At 68.0% G+C, this 20676-nt stretch carries 19 protein-coding genes and 2 pseudogenes; 7 read left to right on the top strand and 14 right to left on the bottom strand.

The window, feature by feature from the left end:
• The first annotated feature begins 25 nt into the window (after positions 1–25).
• Positions 26–619: a maleylpyruvate isomerase N-terminal domain-containing protein gene (locus AC07EJ_RS35430; RefSeq protein ID WP_478885811.1), complete on the top strand. Its 594-nt coding sequence runs from the start codon at positions 26–28 to the stop codon at positions 617–619.
• A gap of 172 nt (positions 620–791) precedes the next feature.
• Here the strand turns inward: AC07EJ_RS35430 and AC07EJ_RS35425 are convergent, their stop codons facing one another.
• On the bottom strand, positions 792–953 hold the full coding sequence (locus tag AC07EJ_RS35425) for an integrase core domain-containing protein (protein ID WP_478885810.1): 162 nt from the start codon (positions 951–953) through the stop codon (positions 792–794).
• Positions 954–1062: 109 nt separating this feature from the next.
• Here AC07EJ_RS35425 and AC07EJ_RS35420 point away from each other — a divergent pair, with 109 nt between their 5' ends.
• Positions 1063–2154 (top strand): integrase core domain-containing protein, encoded by a 1092-nt coding sequence (locus AC07EJ_RS35420; protein ID WP_478631238.1) that lies wholly within the window; start codon positions 1063–1065, stop codon positions 2152–2154.
• An 89-nt stretch (positions 2155–2243) separates the two neighbouring features.
• Positions 2244–2928, top strand: a pseudogene (locus tag AC07EJ_RS35415) (integrase core domain-containing protein); the annotation flags it as partial.
• Positions 2929–3080: 152 nt separating this feature from the next.
• Here AC07EJ_RS35415 and AC07EJ_RS35410 read toward each other — a convergent pair.
• On the bottom strand, positions 3081–4658 hold the full coding sequence (locus tag AC07EJ_RS35410; RefSeq protein ID WP_478885815.1) for a serine/threonine protein kinase: 1578 nt from the start codon (positions 4656–4658) through the stop codon (positions 3081–3083).
• A 1051-nt stretch (positions 4659–5709) separates the two neighbouring features.
• Here AC07EJ_RS35410 and AC07EJ_RS35405 point away from each other — a divergent pair.
• Positions 5710–6084 (top strand): annotated as a pseudogene (locus AC07EJ_RS35405) (hypothetical protein); the annotation flags it as partial.
• Between the two features lie 21 nt (positions 6085–6105).
• On the opposite strand, the gene AC07EJ_RS35400 reads toward AC07EJ_RS35405, so the two are convergent.
• The gene (locus tag AC07EJ_RS35400; RefSeq protein ID WP_478885816.1) at positions 6106–6435 is read right to left on the bottom strand and encodes a hypothetical protein; all 330 of its coding nucleotides are present in this window, start codon (positions 6433–6435) and stop codon (positions 6106–6108) included.
• Positions 6436–6625: 190 nt separating this feature from the next.
• Here AC07EJ_RS35400 and AC07EJ_RS35395 point away from each other — a divergent pair, with 190 nt between their 5' ends.
• Positions 6626–6958, top strand: coding sequence for a tyrosine-type recombinase/integrase (locus AC07EJ_RS35395; RefSeq protein WP_478885814.1), 333 nt, complete (start codon positions 6626–6628; stop codon positions 6956–6958).
• 732 nt (positions 6959–7690) lie between these two features.
• On the opposite strand, the gene AC07EJ_RS35390 is transcribed toward AC07EJ_RS35395, so the two are convergent.
• From AC07EJ_RS35390 to AC07EJ_RS35375, 4 genes are all read right to left on the bottom strand, one after another.
• On the bottom strand, positions 7691–8563 hold the full coding sequence (locus AC07EJ_RS35390; protein ID WP_478885809.1) for a VOC family protein: 873 nt from the start codon (positions 8561–8563) through the stop codon (positions 7691–7693).
• Between the two features lie 995 nt (positions 8564–9558).
• Positions 9559–9894 carry a hypothetical protein gene (locus tag AC07EJ_RS35385; protein WP_478885808.1) on the bottom strand — a complete coding sequence of 112 codons (336 nt, stop codon included), beginning with the start codon at positions 9892–9894 and terminating at the stop codon, positions 9559–9561.
• Complete coding sequence (locus AC07EJ_RS35380; protein ID WP_478885807.1) at positions 9891–10835, bottom strand: VOC family protein; 945 nt, start codon at positions 10833–10835, stop codon at positions 9891–9893. Before AC07EJ_RS35380 ends, AC07EJ_RS35385 begins: the two co-directional genes overlap by 4 nt.
• 60 nt (positions 10836–10895) lie before the next feature.
• On the bottom strand, positions 10896–12533 hold the full coding sequence (locus AC07EJ_RS35375) for a flavin-containing monooxygenase (protein WP_478885806.1): 1638 nt from the start codon (positions 12531–12533) through the stop codon (positions 10896–10898).
• A gap of 172 nt (positions 12534–12705) precedes the next feature.
• Here AC07EJ_RS35375 and AC07EJ_RS35370 point away from each other — a divergent pair, with 172 nt between their 5' ends.
• Complete coding sequence (locus AC07EJ_RS35370; RefSeq protein WP_478885805.1) at positions 12706–13650, top strand: SDR family NAD(P)-dependent oxidoreductase; 945 nt, start codon at positions 12706–12708, stop codon at positions 13648–13650.
• A gap of 94 nt (positions 13651–13744) precedes the next feature.
• Here AC07EJ_RS35370 and AC07EJ_RS35365 read toward each other — a convergent pair whose 3' ends face one another.
• Genes AC07EJ_RS35365 through AC07EJ_RS35350 form a run of 4 tightly spaced genes read right to left on the bottom strand, consistent with a single transcriptional unit; the run spans position 13745 to position 16306 of the window.
• Positions 13745–14455, bottom strand: coding sequence for a TetR/AcrR family transcriptional regulator (locus tag AC07EJ_RS35365; RefSeq protein ID WP_478885804.1), 711 nt, complete (start codon positions 14453–14455; stop codon positions 13745–13747).
• A gap of 3 nt (positions 14456–14458) precedes the next feature.
• Complete coding sequence (locus tag AC07EJ_RS35360; RefSeq protein ID WP_478885803.1) at positions 14459–14914, bottom strand: HtaA domain-containing protein; 456 nt, start codon at positions 14912–14914, stop codon at positions 14459–14461.
• Positions 14915–14937: 23 nt separating this feature from the next.
• Positions 14938–15546 carry a carboxymuconolactone decarboxylase family protein gene (locus tag AC07EJ_RS35355; RefSeq protein WP_478885802.1) on the bottom strand — a complete coding sequence of 203 codons (609 nt, stop codon included), beginning with the start codon at positions 15544–15546 and terminating at the stop codon, positions 14938–14940.
• A 4-nt stretch (positions 15547–15550) separates the two neighbouring features.
• Positions 15551–16306, bottom strand: a complete 756-nt coding sequence (locus AC07EJ_RS35350; RefSeq protein WP_478885801.1) for an SDR family oxidoreductase — start codon at positions 16304–16306, stop codon at positions 15551–15553.
• 249 nt (positions 16307–16555) lie between these two features.
• Between AC07EJ_RS35350 and AC07EJ_RS35345 the strand changes: the two genes are divergently transcribed.
• Positions 16556–17788, top strand: a complete 1233-nt coding sequence (locus tag AC07EJ_RS35345) for an NAD(P)/FAD-dependent oxidoreductase (protein ID WP_478885800.1) — start codon at positions 16556–16558, stop codon at positions 17786–17788.
• Positions 17789–17875: 87 nt separating this feature from the next.
• Here the strand turns inward: AC07EJ_RS35345 and mftD are convergent, their stop codons facing one another.
• The 3 genes from mftD to mftB form a co-directional block, all read right to left on the bottom strand.
• Positions 17876–19057 carry a pre-mycofactocin synthase MftD gene (gene mftD / locus AC07EJ_RS35340; protein ID WP_468990417.1) on the bottom strand — a complete coding sequence of 394 codons (1182 nt, stop codon included), beginning with the start codon at positions 19055–19057 and terminating at the stop codon, positions 17876–17878.
• Positions 19058–19132: 75 nt separating this feature from the next.
• Positions 19133–20359: a mycofactocin radical SAM maturase gene (mftC, locus tag AC07EJ_RS35335; protein WP_478885799.1), complete on the bottom strand. Its 1227-nt coding sequence runs from the start codon at positions 20357–20359 to the stop codon at positions 19133–19135.
• Positions 20356–20667 carry a mycofactocin biosynthesis chaperone MftB gene (gene mftB / locus AC07EJ_RS35330; RefSeq protein ID WP_478885798.1) on the bottom strand — a complete coding sequence of 104 codons (312 nt, stop codon included), beginning with the start codon at positions 20665–20667 and terminating at the stop codon, positions 20356–20358. Before mftB ends, mftC begins: the two co-directional genes overlap by 4 nt.
• Positions 20668–20676: the final 9 nt, after the last annotated feature.

Here is a 20676-nt window from a genome sequence, read left to right as displayed (position 1 = left end):
CCCACAGGGCGCCGCGGCTCAGGCGGTGACGTTGCTCGGTGCGCCAGAAGTCACTGCTTCCTGGGAGAAGACCAGCGCGTTGACGGAGATGACCGTCGGCGGCTTGGCCGGTCATCTCGCTTACCAGGTCTTGAGCGTGACTCCAGCCCTGCAGGAATCCACGTCCCAGAAGGCGCCGATCCCACTTCTTGAACACTACTCCCGCGCCGCGTGGATCGATGCCCCACTCGACGGTGAAGTGAACGCCGGCATTCGGGCGAAGGGTGAGGACATTGCGTCCGAGGGCGCCCAAGTGCTGCTGGAGCACGCCCGCGCGGCGCTTGCCGAACAGAAGGTTGCCCTTCCCGAGGTTCGGGGTGACTGGGTCGTGTTCATGCCCCAGACGGGGTGGGCTCTGAGCCTCGGCGACTTTCTTGTGACGCGCATGATGGAGCTCGCCGTTCACATGGACGACCTGGCGGTCAGCGTGGGAATCGCTGCGCCGGAGCTCTCGACCACCGCATTTGATCCCGTGCTGACCTTGCTGGCCAGACTCGCCGCCCGCCGACACGGTCAAGCAGCATTGCTGCGCGCTCTGGCCCGCGCGGAACGCGCGCCATCGGCGATCAACGCGCTCTGAGCCGCTCAGGCCTCGGCGCATCCTGTCCCGCTCGAAAATACGATTCGATGCTGTGAGCTGTGGTGCCGTTCGGTCAGGCGGCGCGCTGGTACTCCTTGATCAAGCCTCCGAGGGTGGATCGTCGTCGGATCCGGTGGGCCTGGAGGTCGGCGACGGCGGCCGGGGCGGGCGATTAGGCGCTGTCCGGAGGCAGTTGCTGCCGGGATTGGTGAGGCCGATGCCCGTTGTAGTGCTGAAGGTACTCGGTCAGTACCTTCACAGCATGGGCCTCGTCGTAGATCAGGATCCGGTCGAGGAGCTCGCGGCGGAGGGTTGTAGGTGCCAGAAACCTCATCCCCGCTGGTCAGGCCGCGTAGGGGCGCTGTCGTGAGTTCCCGCCAGTCGATGGTGATGGTGGGCCCTCGGGATTGCCGGGCAGCTCCGGCCGACGCCAGGATGATCCGGTGCTGCTGCGACTGCCCTACCTGGCCCTGACAAGCATGTTCACCTTGATACGGCTCCTGCCGACGAGCGACCGCGACAAGGACGCTGAGATCCTGGCGCTGCGCCACCAACTCGCCGTACTACAAAGACAGCTCGACAAACCGAGGCTCACCTGGCCGGACCGCGCGCTGCTCGCCGCACTCCTGCACCGCCTCCCCCGGGCACATCTTCGTCGCCTTCACTTGATCGTCTCCCCCAACACGGTGCTGCGCTGGCACCGCGACCTGCTGCGCCGCCGCCACGCCAAGGCCTCCCGTCCCAAACGCCCCGGGAGACCGCGCACCGTACGCTCCGTCCGGGTTCTGGTACTGAGGCTCGCAGGGGAAAATCCCAACTGGGGGTACAGGCGCATCCACGGGGAGCTCGCCGCGCTCGGAATCAAGGTCGCCGCCGCCACCGTGTGGAACATCCTCAGGGAGCACGGCATCGATCCCGCGCCCGAGCGGGACCACACCACCTGGGCGAACTTCTTGAGCTCCCAAGCGCAAGCCATCGTCGCCGCCGACTTCTTCGAGACCAAGACGCTGACCGGTGCGACCTTCTACGTCCTCGCTGTCATCGAGCACGCCACCCGGCGCGTGCGGATACTTGGCGCAACGGCGCACCCGACCGCGGACTGGGTCACCCAACTTGCCCGGAACATGGTCATGGACCTCCACGACGCTGGCGCCGGGGTGAGGTTCCTGATCCGCGACCGGGACGCGCGCTACCCGGCCGCCTTCGACGCCGTCCTGCAGGCCGAGGGTATCGAGGTCGTCCAGACCGGCGTCCGGATGCCGCGCATGAACGCGGTCATGGAGCGATGGGTGCGGTCCTGCCGAACTGAGCTCCTCGACCGCACCCTGGTCTGGAACCAGGCCCATCTACTCCACGCGCTGCGGGAATACGAGCAGTTCTACAACCAGCACAGGCCCCACCGCACTCTCGCAAGCGCCGCACCGCTACGTCCCCTGCCCGAACCGATCAACGAGCCCGACCGGCTCACCCACCTCGACGTCCACCGACGCGACCGTCTCGGCGGCATCCTGCACGAGTATCAACACGTGGCGTGACCAGCACGGACGTGGTTCTTGGCACCTACAACCCTCCACGAGTACCAACATGCCGCCTGAGCAGGCCGGATGATTAATCGGCACCCGCAGAGCCGGCCCGACTGGGCTACCCGGTCGCGGCGTCCACAGTGTGGGAAATCTTGAACGCGGCCGGCATCGATCCGGCCCCGCGCCGCTCAGGTCCCACCTGGCGACAATTCCTCCGTGCTCAAGCGAAGAGGGTGATCGCCTGCGACTTCCTCCACGTGGACTGCGCCCTGACGTTGAAACGGATCTACATCCTGGTCTTCGTCGAGCACCAAACTCGGCGTCTGCACCTCGCTGGAGCAACTGCTCGTCCGACCGGAGGCTGGGTCACGCAGCAGGCGAGGAACCTCGCCGTCGAGCTGGACACCCGGATGGAGGAGCTGAGGTTCCTCATACGGGACCGGGACGCGAAGTTCACCACCTCCTTCGACGCGATCTTCGAAGCCGAGGGCATGGAGATCCTCAAGTCCCCGCCACAGGCGCCACGGGCGAATGCAGTCTGCGAGCGCCTCGTCGGCACCCTCCGCAGAGAATTGTTCGATCACGTCCTGGTCTACAACGAGGCCCACGCCCTGGCCCTGCTGCGCGAGTACGCAGAGCACTACAACGAACATCGACCGCACCAGTCTCGGCGGCAACTGCCCCCACCCGATGCAGCCGACTCCGGCAACCGACCTGGATTCCCATCACATCCGGCGACGACAGGTTCTCGGTGGCCTCATCAACGAATATGAGCAAGTCGCCTGAGCCTCATACGCTGCGCGGCGATTGCCGCTTGACCAGCAGCGATGAGTTTTCGAGCGGCACAGGACGTGCTACCGGGTTCGTGCCGGGACACTCGTAGTTCTCCATGACGCAGTGCCAGGGGCATACTGACGCCGCGCGGTTACGGAGCGGGGCTATACGCGGCAGCTGTCGATGTGAGTGACTTCGCGGTAGTCGACGATGGTGGGGCTGGCCATGGACTCTCGGTAGACGAGGACGGCACGGCCGTAGGGCCAAGCAGTGTTGTTGCCGAAGTTCTGCTGGGCTTCGGAGCAACTGCCGAACATCAGGCCGCGGACGATGTCGGTGAAGCCCGTGCCGTCACGGTACTCCTGTCCTTCCGGGTAGATACCGGGACCGAAGGTGACGAACATGGTCTGGGCCGCGGGATTGAAGGTCACGGTCACGGTGTCGCCCATGTACTGCTGTCCACGAAGCACTGGCGCTGCATCCGTGATCAGGTGCTGTGCGGCAGTCTTCTCGGCCGCCGTGGCCGGCAGCCGGGCATCGGCCCATTCGTCCACGTTGGGCTGGGCGTTGTCGTTGCGGGTGTAGGCGGGCAAGGGGACACCAGCACGTTGCTGAGGCGTTCGCGACGCTGCTGTCGCCGAGGGAGAGGCCGCAGCAGGGCTCGCTGTCCGAGGGGTGGAAGGCTGCGCCGCGGTGGCGGCAGTGACGGTGCTCGTGTGGCTGCTCGGTGTAGGGGCTTGGCCGCGGCCGGCGTTTGATGATTGGGAGACAGCCGAGAGGAAGCCGCCGAGACTGCCGAGGACGGCAGCGGCTACGGCAATCGTGAGATACAAACGTGTGCGGCTGTTGCGCCCGGGCGGGGTGGGCCAGGCGGGTTCGGCTTCAGGAGTCAGGTCCCAGTGCGCGCTGACGAGGTCGGATATCAGTGTGGGCTGCTGGTCGCCGGGCGCGAGGGCGGCGGTTGCCTGGGCTGCGAGCAACTCGGTGCACTCACCCGTGAGTTCAGCGGCGCTCGGCCTCTCGGACGGCTCCTTGGACAACGCCTGCTCCACCAGGTGCCGCAGGCCGGTCGGCACGCCGTCCAGGTCTGGCTCGGCTTGCATGACGCGGAAGGCCACTGCTTCGGCGGCGCCGCCGCCGAAGGGGAGGCGGCCGGTCGCGGCGTAGGCGAGGAGAGCTCCCCAGGCGAACACGTCGCCTGGGGAGCCGACAGCACCGGTTCGATAGTGCTCGGGACTGATCCAGCCTGGCGTGCCGGTCATCACCCCGGTACGGGTGACCGAAGTGCCGTCCAGGGCGTGGGCAATGCCGAAGTCCAGCACCTGCGGGCCGGACGGGGCCAGGATGACGTTCTGCGGCTTCACATCCCGGTGGACGACACCCTGGGCGTGCACGGCAGCGAGTGCGGCTGCGGTGCCGGCAGCCAGCGCATATAGACGCGCTCCCGACAGGGGGCCTTTGGCTGTCACGTGCCCATCAAGGGTGGGGCCTGGTATGAAGGACGTGACGAGCCACGGAGTCGAAGCTTGGGCGTCCGCGTCGCGGACCGGAACCAGGCACGGCCCGAGGACACGCTGGGAGAGCTGTACCTCCCGCCGGAAGCGAGCACGGAACTCATCGTCTGCGGCCTGCGCCGGATGCACAACCTTGACGGCAACACGCTCGCCAGTGGCCGTGACAGCGGCGTACACCGTGCCCATACCGCCGGATCCAAGCCGCCCCACGACGCGGTAGCGGCCCACCTGCCGCGGATCACCCTGCTGCACCGGCTGAACACGGTTGGACACGACGGCTCCCCCTGGCGGTTCACGGCGCACATCGGCCGCAACGATGGGCCGACCGTATCGGCGTAATGCACCGAGCGCCTCAAATGCCATAGACCGTCCCCTCATTACATCTGGACTGGCTCAGCGGCCGTGTGCAGCATGGACAGTCTCGCAGCCCAAAGCCTTCGCGGCGCGGCCTCATCGTCTGCCATCCTTTGCCATCGTGGAACAGCTGCCCGGCCTAGTCATAGGGTCGGGGTACAGCACCCTTCAAGGGACAGTCCGACTGAACTGAGCTGAGTGTTTGCCCGGATCGGCTTGGCTGCAGGTTGTGGAGATCCCTTCGGCGCCACCAGGTAACGCTCGGGCACCGCATCAAGATCGACAGTTCAGGGATCGCAGGTCGTCGCGATGACTTCTTCGGGAGCCGAGTCGATCAATCAGTTGCGCCTCGCGCCGCAGTTCATGCAGGTAGGACGCCCCTCGAAAGGGGCTGCACCCGAATCGGCTTCAGCGACACTTCAAGCTCGCCGTCACCCGTCTCCTGGAGGGGAGCTGCGTGCGCACCGCGGGACCGCCCCCAAACCGCCGTGAGCGAGAGAGTCCGCAAGATGGACTCCGGTCACGTCACTCGACGTCGGCGGTCAGGCCGGGTCCACGCTCGCGCAAGCTCAGCAGTACGGCACTCCCCCAGAACAGCTGACCGTGCGGGTTGGCTTCGATAAGGATCTGGCGGCTGAGGCCACTTGCACCTGTAGCCGGGTACGCCACTTGCTCCCCCTGGTCCACCTGGCCGCGGTTTGATGCTGGGACATTAGCGGTTCAGGGTCCGCGCCTGACTGGCTTCGCCATGGACGGGCGATCCGTCAGCACACTTGGGCCGGAACGGCATTCCGCCACCCGGGCAGTGACGGAGCACACTCACGACAGCCGACACTGCAACGCCACGTCCGTGAGCACTCCTGCCCTCACCCCGGACGCGGGACCGTGACATCCACCGAGATCCTTCCTCGTTGAATACAGGAGGATGTTCATGACCGCATCCCGCCTCGCCCGCGGACGCGTCTACCGCACCTGCGGCTGCCGCGACGACCAACGCAAGCAGTACGGACCGCGCTGCCCACGACTCAAGGCCGATGTTGGACACGGCAGTTGGGCCTACGCCGTCGACCTGCCCGGCACCCCGGGACGACGCACCACGCGACGGCGCACCGGATTCGCCAGCCGCACCGAAGCCGAACGGGCCCTGACCGCATTCGCCACCGGAGAGGCCACCGGCGTATACGAAGAACCGCGCCTGACAGTCGGCGCCTACCTCGAAGAATGGCTGGCACAACGCGAGGAACACCTCAGCCCATCCACGCTGGCCGGATACGCCCGGGCCATCCGCTACGACCTGCTGCCCGGCTTCGGCCCGCTGCGTCTACTCGATCTGCGCGCCCGGCACGTTCAGGAGTGGCTCGCCGACCAGCGTGCCGCCGGACGCGGGGCCGTCACTCTCTACCGAACCGTGGGCACGCTGCGTACCGCGCTCAACGCCGCGGTACGCACCCGGCGCCTGGCCTACAACCCGGCCGCCTACGCCGTCCCCGTCCGGCCGACCGTGCCGGAGCGCCCGTGCTGGACCCCTGCGCAGGCAGCCGCGTTCCTGCGGCACAACGCCACCGCCTACGCCGACCAGCTCACCGACCTCTTCGAGGTGATGATCGGCACCGGGCTGCGGCGCGGCGAAGCACTCGGTCTGCACTGGCACGACGTCCACCTCGCCGAGCGCCGCCTGTACGTGCGCTGGTCCCTGACCGCCGTGGGCAACAACCATCTGCACCTCGGCCCGCCGAAAACAAGGGCCAGCCGCGCATGGATCGCACTGTCGCCCCGCGTCACCGCGGCTCTGACCCGCCAAGCCCGCTTCTACCACGCACTGTTGCCAAGCCGGTCCCCCGCTGGAGGGCCTGGTCTTCGCCCACGCCGACGGCTCACCGCTACGGCCGCAGTGGGTCCTGGACCAGCTGCGCCGACGTACCGCCGAACTCGACTTGCCGCGCATCGGCCTGCACGACCTTCGACACACCGCGGCCACGATCATGATCTCTTCCGGCGTACCGCTCGCGATCGTCTCCAAAACCCTGCGCCACTCCACCCTGTCGACCACCCTGAACACCTACGGCCACCTGCTCGCCTACGCCGCCCGCGACGCGGTCAGCGCCCTCGGCGCCGCCCTGGACCACGCCGACAGCGACAGCCTCACAGCACCCGCCCCGCCCATGGCCGCCTAGCGCACAAGACAACACAACTCCCCAGGCCAGGAGGGAATCGTCCCGGGGAGTTGTCGCACCCCGCGACAACCATGCGGCCCGCATACTTCTGGGATCACCCCCAGCAGCAGCACAGCAAAGGCGTGAGATCCAGAATCCGGACACCCGTCCCACCAGCTGACCACGCCGCCCCTCCGAGCGGCGGCCCGAGCACCATCGACGGCCGTTCGGGATGACGGGCAGCGACAACCGTGCGACAACACCCGCCGTGCACAACACAAAGGCCGCCTCCGCAAACCTGCGGAGACGGCCTACGACCTGCGTAAACGCTGGTCGGGACGACAGGATTTGAACCTGCGACCCCTTGACCCCCAGCGGTCGTTCCGACCAGAGTTTGCCGTCCATCCGAAGCCGTTGGGCGCAACTGACAACAAAGGAGCTGCCGTTCGGCAGCAAGCTCCGGCTCCGCGACACCGCCGAACGCCGGCCGCAGCACCTCGGCTCCGCATCCGCCCATCAGGGTCATCACCCGTCCGCACAGCAGCTATCCCCCCAGGCCGTCTCTTCCGGTAGCCCAACGACCATGGCGGCTCTGTAGCGTCGCATGGCGCCGGTGACCGCTTGTGCGCGTCCTTCGCCGCCTCGCACTCGCAGCTTCCGGACATTACTCGCCACTCCAGGGAGGTGGAGCCAAGGCCGGGCCACCGCATGCTCGACGTCCGACCCCGACCCCATCCGTGAGGAGGAGGCGGATCAGCCCGCAGGCTGCGGCGGCGGAGTGAAGTGGTGACCCCAGAAGGCGCCTTCGGTGATCTCGTAGACGGGGACGGGCTCGGGGACCTTCAGCCCGTTCCAGCCGAACTCGATCGCGTAGTTCTCCGGCGACCAGACGTAGAAGGAGACCATGTGGTCGTTCGTGTGCTTGCCGAGCGTGTGCATCATGGGGATCTGCTGTCGCTGGGCCCTGTCCAGCGCGAGCCCGACATCGTCCAATGTGGCCGCCTCGACCATCACGTGCAGCAGGCGCCCGGGGCCCGGCATGGGCGTGATGCCCAGTGTGTGGTGACGCGGGTTGCACCCCATGAACCAGGTGGTGCCACCCTCGGAGCGCATCGTGTTGCGCTCGATGAAGCCGAGGACGTTCACGTAGAAGTCGAATGCTGCCTTGGCGTCTTCGGCTGACACGATCGCGTGCCCGAACCCCATGTCACCGGTGACGAACTTCGACACCAGCGGGGTACGGACAGGCTTGTGGTCGAGGATGGCGCCGTAGTAGAGCTCCACCGGATTACCGCCCGGGTCGCTGAAGCGGACGAACCCGGTGACCCGGCGCTCCGCGCACTCGGCCTCGGTACCGGCTGTCACCTTGATGCCGGCCTTCTCGACGGCTGCGGCCAGGCTCGTGAGCTCCCGCTCATCGAGCACCTCGAGGCCCAGCGCCGTCATGCCGCTCTGCGGCCCCGGAGCAACCGCGATACGGGCCGGGTTGTCGTCCATCCTGAAGTACAGCGAGTCCGGATCGCCGCCATCGACGGGCATCAGCCCGAGGAAGTCACCCCCGAACGCCTTCCATTTCTCGATGTCGGCGGATTCCAGCCTGACGTACCCGAGTGAGCGAACACCCATCGGACTCTCCCATCACGGTAGTTACGTGAAGGCCACGGCCGGCCTCCGGTCACGTGACGCGGGTGGCTGTAGCCACTCCCCCGCGCACGCCGTCTGTGCTGTTCCGTTCGGCGGTCGGCTCCCGCGGCGGTTCCCGGTGCAGCCCGAGTCCCCGCTCAGCACGCTGCGCCTGCAGAACCTTCGTCAGCCCGTCGGCGATCGTGTACGTGCGATGAGTACAGGTGCGCCTACTGTCACCAGCCGCCCGCCAGGGCGCCCAGCCGCATCACTGTTCTCCCCTCGCCCTCAACCGTCTCAGGGTCGATGTCGATTATGAGGCTACTCTAATTGCGCCGTCGACCGTTGGGGAGGAAGTTTCTCCGCCAACTTCTCAACCTGTCCCACAAAAGAGGATACTTTCTTCGCCACAACAGGTAACCGATGCGACAGCGTAAGACTCGGGTAGTCGGGGCCGAACTACGCGCTCGACGACGAGCACGCGATGCTGCGTACGGTGCCGCATGACTGGCTCCATGATCGCGCCCCGATGCAGACCCCCGCGGGCGCGAACCCGTCCGCGGGAGGGCGTCGACCTCGCGCGCGAACGCCCTGCCGGACGTGACCTCTTCGGTCCGACCCTGCTCAAGGACGTGGTCCGCGAGACCAATAAGGCGCTCGGACCGACCGCACGAGGCCGGCCATCAGCTCCCGGTCCTGCCGTTCCGCGCCCACGACCTGACTGCCCATCAGGCTTCGCCGCGCCCAAGGCACGCCGTTCTGCCCCACCTCCCCGGCGTGCTGCACGGCGACCCACGCGTCCCTCACTCTGCGGCAGCGACTCGACCCGCTCGTCGGCCGACCGACGTTGCTAGGGCGGGGCCACTCCTACCGCGTCGGCGCCGCAGACGGGGGCCGGACCACTTAGGCGGCGGCGCCGAGCAGCACGGCGCACTGGTGGATGCGGTCACCTCGCTGTGGGCACCTCGCCATGCGCCGACGACCTTGTGCTCACACGCTCACGCGCCCGAGGCGTCGCCGTGCATGACCAGCGGCATCATCACGATGCTGGAGGTGTCCAGGGTGTCGCTGGAACCGAGCCCGGAGGTGAACAGCCTCATGCGCGCCTCCTCCGCGGAACCCTCCACCTCGTAGATCGTCGCGTAGCGGTAGGGGATGCCTTCCGTCGACGTGTCGGCCGCCCGCAGGCGCCGTACCGCGACGAACCCGGGCAGCGCGAGGATCTCCGGTATGTGCGTTCCCCAGTACCAGTCCTGGAACTCCTTGTCCTTACCCTCGACGGGGTTGGTGAGGGCCAGCAGGACTTCGCGGTGCGACTGTGCTGTGTCACTCATCGTGTCTCCTGAAATCGGGTGTCACCTGGAAGGGAAGCCGTCGTGAATCCCCACGGGATGCCGAGGCTCGTCGTTGGATCGGTCACCAGGGCGGTGTCGGAGCGGTGGGCGATGCGGACACCTTCGGCATCCAGGTGCTTCGCCGCCCGCTCCAGATCGGCCACCGTCCAGGTGATGGCGTGGTACGTGTCCAGCGGCTCGTTCCCCGACGCGCCCTCGGCCCGTTCACCACAGGGATCCGGTGTGGCGAAGTGGAAGACGGCGTCGGCCAGTTGGACGTACGGCCCATGGACGCCGCGCAGCTCGTCAAGGCCCGTGTGGATGACCGTGCCGCCGAGGACGTCGACGGTGAGCTTGAGCGCGCGCTCCGGCCGGGAGGTCAGGACGGTGTGATGCGACGCGTGCACGATGCCGAGCGGGTCGTCGTCGGTGACCGCGGGGATCGTCCACCCGTCGGTCACCCGTGGGTCGAGAGGGAAGGGGAACATCTCGAAGAAGCGGTACGGAAGGCCTGCGTCGTCCTTGAGGCTCTGGAACGGCGACGGACCCCCTGCCCACTCGTCCGCCTCCAGCACTTCCCCGCGTGCGTCCGCGAGGCGGAAGCCCTGTGCCCGCAGTTCTTTGTAGAGCTCCCTGACGCCCTCGACGTACCAGCCGGTCGTCTTCAGCTGCGGTGCGGCGACATCCGGATACCTCTGCACCCCGCCGGTGAGATAGCGCTTCGGTTCGAGGTTGTCGATGAGTACATCGCTGATCGCCGTGAACGTCGAGTACCCGACCGAGTGCCCCGGAGCCGGCGGGTCCGGCATGACCACGGAGAAGTTGGTGCTCGGGCGGCCGAAGACCCGGCGGTAGAAGTCCTCCGCCTCGTCGAGGCCGGTCACGTGAATCACGGGCTGGTACAGCATCCGCACACGGAAGGGGCGGTCGACACCGGTCACTTCGTTCTCCTTGTCCCTGTGTCCCTCTGCCCCTGGGTTCCGGTCCTGGGCAGCGCGCTGCTACCCGGCATGGACGGTCTCGTTCGCACGCGAGAACGCGCCGCCGAAGTCCTCGGTCGACGTCACCTCACCGAGCATCTCGTGGAGCTTCGCCCGTCCGCCGGGGTTGAGGAGGAACTTGCGCACCTTGCCCTCGACGTTGGCCCCGTAGTAATGGCTGTGCTCGGCCGAGAAGATCGACTGCGGAGCGAGCATCTCGACCATCGTCATCCACCGACCCTGCTGCGCCGCGGTCGGCTCGAAGACGTCGTAGCCGTGGTCGCGCGCGTGGAGCAGCGTCTTGATGATCCAGTCGACCTGGTCCTGCGAGTAGCGCGGGTAGTTGCCGCCGCCGGCGCCGTGCGGACCTCCGGGGAAGAAGAAGTTCGGCAGCCGGTGCGCGCTGAAGCCCGCGAAGTCGGACGGCCCGTCCTCCCAGTCGGTGCTCAGGTCGAGGCCCTCACGCCCCTTGATGCCCATCCGGGTGAGCGCGCCGGTGCCGAAGTCGAAGCCGGTCGCGAACACGATGATGTCGTAGTCCCGGTGCCGCTCGGAGGTCTCGATCCCGGTGGCGTCGACCCGGATGAACGGGGTCTCGCGCAGAGAGATGAGTGAGGCGTTCGGCTTGTTGAAGGACTCGAAGTAGTTCGTGACGAACGGCGGGCGCTTCGCGCCGAAGAGGTGGTCCTTCGGGATGAGCCGCTCGGCGGTCACCGGGTTCTTGACGATCGAGCGGATCTTGTCGGCGAGGAACGCGCAGAACTCGAGGTTCACCTCGCGGTTCGTCGTCATGTCGTAGTAGTTCGAGGTGAGCTTGGCGAAGCCGGGGCTCTTCCAGATCTTCTCGTAGAAGGCCTGACGTTCCTCGGCCGAGTCGGCGGTCGAGAACTTGCCGGCGGGCTCGTGGAGGAAGCCCGTCGGCGATGTGCTCAGCGTCTTGACGATGTCCTCGAAGTTGTCGCTGAGCCACGCCTGGCGCTCGTCCGAGATGGGGGCGTTGTTCAGCGGCGTCGTCCAGGTCGGCGTGCGCTGGTACAGGTCCACGGCCTCGACGGTGTCGACGATCGCCGGAAGGAGCTGGGCGCCGCTCGGACCGTTTCCGATGATCGCTACCCGCTTGCCGGCGAAGTCGACGGGCGTGTGGGGCCAGGCGCCCGTGTGGAAAGCCTGACCGCCGAAGTCCTCAAGACCTTCGATATCGGGGTAGTTCGGCACGGAAAGGCCGCCCGTCGCGGAGATGACCCAGCGGGCCCGGACGACGCTCCCCTTCTCCGTCCGCACCACCCACGCCTTGCCGGTCTCGTCGAACTCGGCGGAGACGACCTTCTCGCCGGTGCTGATGTGCTGGTGCAGGTCGAAGCGGTCGACGACGTGGTTGAGATAGCTCTCGATCTCCGGCTGCGTCGCAAACTCCTCCTTCCACCGCCACTCGTCGAAGAGCTCCTTGGAGAAGATGTAGGCGTACGCGTAGCTCTCGGAGTCGAAGCGCGCGGACGGGTAGCGGTTCCAATACCAGACACCGCCCACCCCGTCACCGGCCTCCAGCGTCTGCGCCGTGAAACCCGCTTCGATCGCCTGGTGGAGCGCGTAGATGCCGACCACGCCGGCGCCGATCACCAGCACCTCGACGTCAACGTCGTTGTCGATCTGTCCTGCCACTTTGACTCACTCCCACTTGGTACGACTGCTCCAGCGGCGGCCAGCCATAGATAAGCACAGGCGCTCAATTATGGGAACCACTTCTGCATTGCTGGGCCAAGGTGACATTGCAAGGGATTGTCTTATCTGAGCACTCGTGATGAAATCCGGCCACGATCCCTGCCGAAGGAGCATGATGAACGCCACCCCTGACGTCCGGTTCGACGGACGAGTCGCCCTCGTGACCGGCGCCGGCCGAGGCCTTGGCCGGGCTCATGCGCTACTGCTCGCGGAGCGCGGCGCCAAGGTCGTCGTCAACGACCTCGGCGGTACCAAGGAGGGTGAGGGCAGCGACGCCGGACCGGCCAACGACGTCGTCCGGGAGATCACGGCCGCGGGCGGCATCGCCGTCGCCGACACGAACAACGTGGGCCGGGAGGAGGGCTGCCACACGCTCGTGGAGAGTGCCGTCCGAGAGTTCGGGCGCATCGACATCGTCGTGAACAACGCCGGCATCTCCCGCTTCGCCACGTTCCCCGAGGCCGACGCCGAGAATCTGGAGCTGACGCTCGACGTGCACCTGCGCGGCACCTGGCACACGACGCGTGCGGCCTGGCCGTACATGGTCGAGCAGGGCTACGGCCGGGTGATCACGACGACGTCGACCGGCATGTTCGGGCTCCCGGACAACCTGGCGTACGCGACCGCGAAGGGGGCGCTCATCGGGTTCACCCGGAGCCTGTCACTGGAGGGCGCGAAGCACGGCATCGCCGTCAACTGCGTCGCACCGAACGCGATCACGCGCCCGAGCACCTCGGCGGCGAAGCCCAACATCACCACCACCGCGCTGGACGACGCCCGAATGCAGGCGCTGCGCACCGACCTGGTGTCACCGATGGTGGCCTACCTGGCGCACGAGGACTGCACGGTGAACGGCGAGATTCTGGTGGCGGGCGCTCAGCGGTTCGCCCGGTGGTTCCTCGCCGTCAGCCCCGGATACCAGTCGGCCGGGACCGGGACACCGACGGTCGAGGAGGTCGCCGGAGCCTGGAAGGAGATCACCGACGAGAGCGGCTACTACGTGCCCGCGAGTCTGCACGACTGGACGTCGAGGTTCATGGCCCACCTCGGCGCCTGACGGCGGGTCAACCCGCCCAGCGAAGGAGCCCGGTCATCGACCGGGCTCCTTCGCATGTCCGCCGTCGCGGCACTGCCGAGACGCTGTGCCGCGCTCAACCGCCCGCTGCCGCCCTGGGATCTCCCTCGGCGAGAGGCGCTGTGAGCCCCCCGCTGAGGAAGGTGACCAGATCGTCGACCAGGACGTCGATCTCCGCGGGCAGGTGGGAACGCTTTCGCTGCGCCGCCTGGTACCGCGCGAGTGCGTGCACCGCACTCGTCAGGGTCATCCACCATCGCTCCTCGAGCACCGCCTCGGGGACCTGCGGTACGAGCCGGCTGAGGAGAGTCCGGAGCGTGAGGACCGACGCACCAGTGCGGATCCCGCCCAAGCCCTCGTATCCACCCTCTTCGATGATGAAGCGGGACAGGAAGGCAAGGTAGTGGTTGTCTTCCCGTAGATGGATCGCGAGCGGCCGCACGAACGCGCCGACGACGTCGACGACGGTCGGCGGGGTCGTGCCGAGCATGAGATCGGCGACGATGCTGGTCCTGCTGGCTTCGCTCTCGGCGCCGCGCAGCTCCATGATGGCCTTCACGACCTCGTCGCGGTCGCCGAAGTGGTACTGGACGGAGGCGTGGTTGCGCTGGCCGGCGGCGATTCCGATGTCACGCAAAGGCACGGCCGAAATACCGTGCTCGGCGAAGAGCTGCTCGGCTGCGGAGAGAATCAGCTGACGTGTCGCTTCACCGCGAACGTTCTTGCGCCCTTGTCCGGTCCGGGAGCCGCCGCGCCGCGCGGACTGCTGGGGCGGGGATGAAGACATGACCTAGGAATCTAGCAGGACGACCGCGTCGAGCGGCGCGAGCTCTGAGCCGGGCTCATAGACGCTCCCGAAGAGCTCGGCCCCGGCGTCGGTAAGGCACGGGACGAGGTCCGACCAGCGCATCACACCGTCTCCCTCCTCGGGGGCGGCGGGCACCATGGTGGCGACTGTGACGCGGTCACCTCGAGAGGTCGTGACACCGAGGGAACCGGCGCGTGCATCCGTCGGCAGCGTGAGTTCCAGTCCGCGGAGTTCGACGTCCAGGAACCCGTGGTGGGCCGAGAAACGCGCGCCTCCGCCGAAGTGCAGCGCCCAGCCGCCGCCGTCCCGCGACGCCTCGGTCAGTGGGAACTGGAACATCCCGTCGGCGTCCAGCTCGGCCCCGTCGAGGGCCTCGCAGGTGCCGGCTGCGATCACTCGTACGTAATGGACGAAGGACGACTTCACCTGCCAGCGCAACACTCCCCTGCGCGCAGCGCGGGTCACGTGCGGCGCCGGTGGTCGTCGGGGAACCCGGTCATGCCGGGCTCCAGCTCGAGGCCGAGCGTGTTGAACGCCGTGCAATGCATGTCGTAGGTGCCCACGGTGAACACGAAGTCGATGAGCTGCTCGCGCGAGAACTGCTTCTCCAGGGCGAGCCATGTCGTGTCCGAGGCGTTCTTCACCGTGCACATCTCGTCGACGGCCCGGACGATCGCCGCGTCGGCGTCCGACCACTCGGCGGCGTCGGGGCCTTCGCCGAGCGCGTCGATCTCGGCGTCGGTGAGATGGCCGCCCACCCGGCCCATGCGGACGTGCTGGGCCCACTCGTACTCGCCGAAGCCGAGCCAGGTCGTGCGGATGATCGCCATCTCGCGGACGCGGTCGGAAAGCGTCGAGTGCCGCAGATGGTTCGAGAAGGGCATCCATCCACGGATCAGGTCCGGGTGCCAGGCGTAGATACCGAGGATGTGGGAGCGCGGACGCGTGGCGGGCCCGCTGGGCCCGGCGGCATGCGTACCGGGCGCTTGCGCGCGCAGTACGGACAGGGCTTCGTCGACCTCGTCGGTCCAGTCCTTGACGGGACGCGGGGGAATGCGTGGCTGAGTCATGAGATCACCCGATGAAGGAGCCGCCGTTGACACTGACGGTCTGGCCGGTCACGTAGGAGGCCTCATCCGAGACGAGGTAGGAGACTGCGGCGGCGATGTCCTCGCCGGTGCCCATCCGCCCGACGGGGATGTATTTCGCCATGTCCTGCGCGGACGGGATGGCGCCAGTGGCGCGCTTCTTCTGCACGCTCGGGGTGTCGATCGAGGACGGAGCGACCGTGTTGACGGTGATGCCCGTCTTGGCGTACTCGACGGCGAGCGCCTTGGTGAGGGCCATCTGCCCACCCTTGGAGGCGGCGTAGTGGGCCATCTTCGGGGCCCCGCGCTGCGCGCTGGAGGAGGCGATCAGGACGACGCGTCCCCAGCCGGCGTCGAGAAGGTCCGGGAGGGCGGACTGGACGACGTGGAACGTCCCGGTCAGGTTGATCGACAGGGTGCGGTTCCACTCGTCGAGTGTCATGTCCAGGAATGGGCGTTGCAGGGCGACCGCGGCGTTCGCGACGACGGCGGCCAGCGGTCCCAGCTCGGCGCGGGCGGCGGTCAGTGCCGCGTCGACCTGCTGCCGGTCGCTCACGTCGGCGCGGTATCCGCGTGCGTGGCCGCCGACGCCTGCGATCGCCTCCGCGGCCTGCTGGGCCGCGCCGTCGACGACGTCGAGGATCGCGATCCTGAATCCGTCCTTCGCGAGGCGCTCGGCGATCGCCAGACCGATGCCCGCGGCACCTCCTGTGACGACGGCCACGCGGCCCTCGGCCGTCATCGAGTCTCTCCGCGAGAGTGTCGAGCGGCGTGCACCCTGGTCATCGGGATACGCCCTCCTTCTTCTTGAACAAGCATTTCGGTGAACGGAACGCATGTTCTGCTGTTGAGGATCATCAGCATGGTGCGACGGGAAATGGGATGTCAACCCTTCCTGCGCATACCTCTTCATTGACACCTGACGCCAGGACACCCAATATTCCCCTGTTGCGTTGTAGCGACTGAACGTTCCTTTGAAAGGTGCAGGACGATGACCGAACCCGCTGCTGATCGCCACATAGTCGTCGTCGGGGCGTCGCTGGCCGGGACCCGGGCCGTACAAGGCCTCCGGGGGCTCGGTCACAGCGGCTCCATCACACTGATCGGCGCCGAGGACGAACTTCCCTACGATCGCCCGCCCCTCTCGAAGAAGCTCCTCAGTGGCGCCTGGTCGGAGTCGTCCCTGGACGGGATCCGGCTGGCCACGCGCGCCGAGTGGGACCAACTCGGCATCACGCTCCGGCTCGGGTCTGCCGCGGTGGGTCTGGACACCGTGGCGCGTCGCGTCCGCCTCGCCGACGGCTCGAGCGTGTCCTACGACGTACTCGTCATCGCCACCGGAGCGGCGGCCCGGCCCTCCCCCTGGCGCCCGCCGTCGGGTGTGTACCAGCTCAGGACGGTGGACGACGCGCGCGCGATCGCCGCGCGGCTCGCGCTCGGGGAGCCGCTCGTCGTCGTCGGCGGCGGCTTCATCGGCACCGAGATCGCGGCAGCGGCGGTCGGACACGGCTGTCCCGTCACGGTCGTCGACCCGCTCCCTGAGCCGATGACGCGACTGGTCGGCCCCGAGATCGCGGGCAGCCTCGTCGAGCTCCACCGACGCCACGGCGTGCAGACCCGGTTCGGGAGCGGCGTGGTCGGTATCGAGGGCAAGGACGGGGATCTCACGGTCGAACTCGACAGCGGGGAGCGCCTGTCGGCTTCGACCGCGGTGGTGGGCATCGGCTCGGTGCCGTCGACCGACTGGCTCACCGGATCGGGGCTCACGCTCGCGGGCGGCCTCGTGACCGACCGCTTCCTGCGGGCGAGCGGAGCCGATGACGTGTACGCGATCGGTGACGTCGCCCGCTGGCCGCATCCGGGACACGACGGCGATGTCCGCGCCGAGCACTGGACGAACGCCAGTGACCAGGCACGGTACGTCGCCACCGCCCTCACGAAGGGCGTCGAGGCAGGCTACGAGCCGACGGACTATGTGTGGTCGGACCAGTACGACTGGAAGGTGAACACCTTCGGCCGGCGCGATCCCGCGGGCAGTTCGATCGTCATCGGCGACCTGCGCACGGACGGCAGGGCGGCCGTCGTCCACGCGGACGCGGACGGCGTCGCGTGCGGAGCGGTCACCGTGAACTGGGTGCGGGCCCTCAACCAGGCGCGCCGGCTGCTGTCGGCCGGGGACACCTCGGCCGACAGCATCGCGGACGTGGTCCGGCAGTTGGCCTGAGATACCTGAACCACGTGCAGCAGGGGCGGCCCCGGTGGGGCCGCCCTCTGCTGTACGTGCTGTCACTGAACTCGTCCGGCCCACACCCTACTTGGGCACTCCGGCGGCGCGCGTGAAGCCGTCCGGGATGTGCAGGTCGTCGGGGCACAGCTCGTGGACCGAGGAGTGCCCGAGGCCCAGGACGGCGGAGTCGAGTCCGCCGCGCAGGATGTCCAGGACGTTCCCCACGCCCGCCTCCCCGTTGGCGGCCAGGCCCCACAGGTAGGCGCGGCCGATCAGGACCGCGCGCGCACCGAGGGCGAGGGCCTTGGCCACATCGCCGCCCCGGCGCACCCCGCCGTCCAGCAGGACCTCGATGTCACTTCCGACCGCCTCGGCGATCGGGGGCAGCAGGCGGATGCTGGCGGGCGTGGTGTCCAGGTTGTTGCCGCCGTGGTTGGACACCGAGATGGCGCTCACCCCGGCGTCGACGGCCCGCTTGGCGTCGTCCACCCGGGAGACCCCCTTGAGCAGGAACGGGCCTCCCCACTCCTCACGCATCCACTTGATGTCGTCCCAGCTGGGCGGCGTGGTCTGCATCCACTCGAAGTAGGCGCCGAAGAAGGTGGGCGCCTTGCCGCCCGGGGGCTTGAGGTTGGGGGCGGTCAGGTCGGGGATGGTGCCTGACTTGGCGAAACTCCACAGCCAGCGCGGCCGGGGCAGCACGTCGGGCGCGAACTTCATCGCCGCCCTGAGGTCGATCTTCTCGGGGATGGCCGGGCTGCCCCAGTCACGGCCGTTCGAGAACGACCAGTCCAATGTGGCGATCAGCGCCTTCGCGCCCGCGGCCCGCGCGCGCTCCATGCGCTGCACCATGGATTCGCGGCTTCCGGTCCAGTACATCTGGTAAAAGGTGTTCGGATTGGCGGCGCAGACCTCCTCCACCGGCTTACTGGCGAACGAGCTCAGGCCCATGATCACGCCTCGTTCGGCCGCCGCCCTGGCCACCGCCACCTCACCGTCGGGGTGGACGGCCTGCACCCCGGTCGGGGATATCACCACGGGGAACGCGGATTCCACTCCGAGCACGGTCGTGGTGAGGTCCCGGTCGGCGTGGAAGCCGGCCACGCGCGGCGCGAAGCCCAACTCCGCGAAGGCACCGGTGTTGTCGTCAATGGTGCGGCCTCGTTCCGAACCGGCCACGAGGGCCCCGTAGACGGAACTCGGCAGGTGCTTCTTCGCGCGCCGCTGAGCTTCAGCGACCGTCTCGAACCAGGGGTTCTTGCCCATGTGCGGCTCTTTCTTCGTCTTCGGCGATGGTCGTCAGTCGTACGGGGAAGGGGCCTCGGCCTCAGTGACAGGCGCTCAGAGACTCATCCCCGCGAGCGGGTCCTCGGCGCAGGCGCTGACCGGTGGCCGGTCCAGGTCGGGCCGGCGAGTCAGCTGCAAGTCGACCGGTCCGGTCCGCTGGGCGGGGCGGGTGCGATGGGAATGGTCCCCCGTCGGCTTCGGGAGGTTGCCGCCGTCCTTGGCTCGCTGAGCCAGCAGTTCCTCGCCATAACCCCGTACGCATTCGGGGTCGGGGCCGTCCAGCGGCAGTCCGGTGAAGAACTTCGCCGCCATGCAGCCGCCCTTGCAGGTGTCGTAGAACGTGCAGGAGGCGCACGCCCCGCCGCTCTGCGGCTCGCGCAGCTCGGCGAACAGCTCCGACTCCCGCCACACCTTCACGAAGCCGCCCTGTCCGCGCACGTTGCCCGCGAGGAACTCGTCGTGGATCGCGAACGGGCACGCATACACGTCCCCGACCGGGTCGATCAGGCACACCACCCGGCCCGCGCCACACAGGTTCAGTCCCGGCAACGCCTCGCCGTACGCGGACAGATGGAAGAAGGAGTCACCGGTGAGCACGCTGTCGCCGTGGGCCACCAGCCAGTCGTAGAGCTGGCGCTGCTGTCCCGGCAGCGGGTGGAGCTCGTCCCACACGTCCGCGCCGCGCCCCGACGGGCGCAGCCGGGTCAGCCGCAGCTGCGCGCCGTAGCGGTCGGCGATCGCTTTGAACTCGTCCATCTGCGCGATGTTGTGACGGGTGCACACCACGGAGATCTTGAAGTTGCGCATCCCGGCGTCGGACAGGTTCCGCATCGCGCGCAGGGCCGTGTCGTACGAACCCGGGCCCCGTACGGCGTCGTTGACCTCGGCGGTCGCGCCGTCGAGGGAGATCTGGACATCCACGTAATCGTTGGCGGCGAGTCGCCGGGCAACCTCGGGGGTGATCCGCACGCCGTTCGTGGAGAACTTCACGCCCACGTGGTGGGCCGTGGCGTAGTCGAGCAGCTCGAAGAAGTCGGGGCGGACGGTGGGCTCGCCGCCACCGATGTTGACGTAGAAGACCTGCATGGCCTCCAGCTCGTCGATGACGGCCTTGCACTCGTCGGTGCTCAGCTCGCGCGGGTCGCGCCGGCCGGAGCTGGACAGACAGTGCGAGCAGGAGAGATTGCAGGCGTAGGTGAGTTCCCATGTCAGACAGATCGGGGCGTCCAGGCCGTACTCGAAGAGGTCCACCAGGCGGGAGGGGGCCGGGGTTGCGGTCATGAGGGCTCGGTCCTTTCGACGACCATCGACGACTGGGCGAGCGCGGCGAGCGCCCGCCCGTACCGCGGCAGATCCGCCTCGGCGACGCCCGCGGCGGCACAGGCCGACCGTGCGGTGGGCGCCGTCGCCAGCGCCTGGACCACCGCGAGCAGCGTGCGGTCCTTGAGAAACGACAGCTTGCGGGTGCCGAAGTGGTACAGCAGCGCACCGAAGGGTTCCGGCCGCACCGAGACCTGCTCGTGCAGGTCCCAGGCGCGGTCCATGTCCAGCGCGGCCATGTTCAGCAGGTTCTTGTTCAGCGTGGCCATGTCCGTGGC

The sequence above is a fragment of the Streptomyces sp. NPDC045026 genome, from assembly GCF_056432625.1.
This window is presented reverse-complemented; position numbering and strand designations above follow the sequence as displayed.

What these genes read in the sequence shown, in the direction of transcription:
- mftB (WP_478885798.1), bottom strand. Translation starts at nt 20,667, where the DNA reads ATGGCCACGCTGAACAAGAACCTGCTGAACATGGCCGCGCTGGACATG.
- AC07EJ_RS35355 (WP_478885802.1), bottom strand. Translation starts at nt 15,546, where the DNA reads ATGACTCAGCCACGCATTCCCCCGCGTCCCGTCAAGGACTGGACCGAC.
- mftD (WP_468990417.1), bottom strand. Translation starts at nt 19,057, where the DNA reads ATGGGCAAGAACCCCTGGTTCGAGACGGTCGCTGAAGCTCAGCGGCGC.
- mftC (WP_478885799.1), bottom strand. Translation starts at nt 20,359, where the DNA reads ATGACCGCAACCCCGGCCCCCTCCCGCCTGGTGGACCTCTTCGAGTAC.
- AC07EJ_RS35370 (WP_478885805.1), top strand. Translation starts at nt 12,706, where the DNA reads ATGATGAACGCCACCCCTGACGTCCGGTTCGACGGACGAGTCGCCCTC.
- AC07EJ_RS35345 (WP_478885800.1), top strand. Translation starts at nt 16,556, where the DNA reads ATGACCGAACCCGCTGCTGATCGCCACATAGTCGTCGTCGGGGCGTCG.
- AC07EJ_RS35385 (WP_478885808.1), bottom strand. Translation starts at nt 9,894, where the DNA reads ATGAGTGACACAGCACAGTCGCACCGCGAAGTCCTGCTGGCCCTCACC.
- AC07EJ_RS35365 (WP_478885804.1), bottom strand. Translation starts at nt 14,455, where the DNA reads ATGTCTTCATCCCCGCCCCAGCAGTCCGCGCGGCGCGGCGGCTCCCGG.
- AC07EJ_RS35350 (WP_478885801.1), bottom strand. Translation starts at nt 16,306, where the DNA reads ATGACGGCCGAGGGCCGCGTGGCCGTCGTCACAGGAGGTGCCGCGGGC.
- AC07EJ_RS35425 (WP_478885810.1), bottom strand. Translation starts at nt 953, where the DNA reads ATGAGGTTTCTGGCACCTACAACCCTCCGCCGCGAGCTCCTCGACCGG.
- AC07EJ_RS35390 (WP_478885809.1), bottom strand. Translation starts at nt 8,563, where the DNA reads ATGGGTGTTCGCTCACTCGGGTACGTCAGGCTGGAATCCGCCGACATC.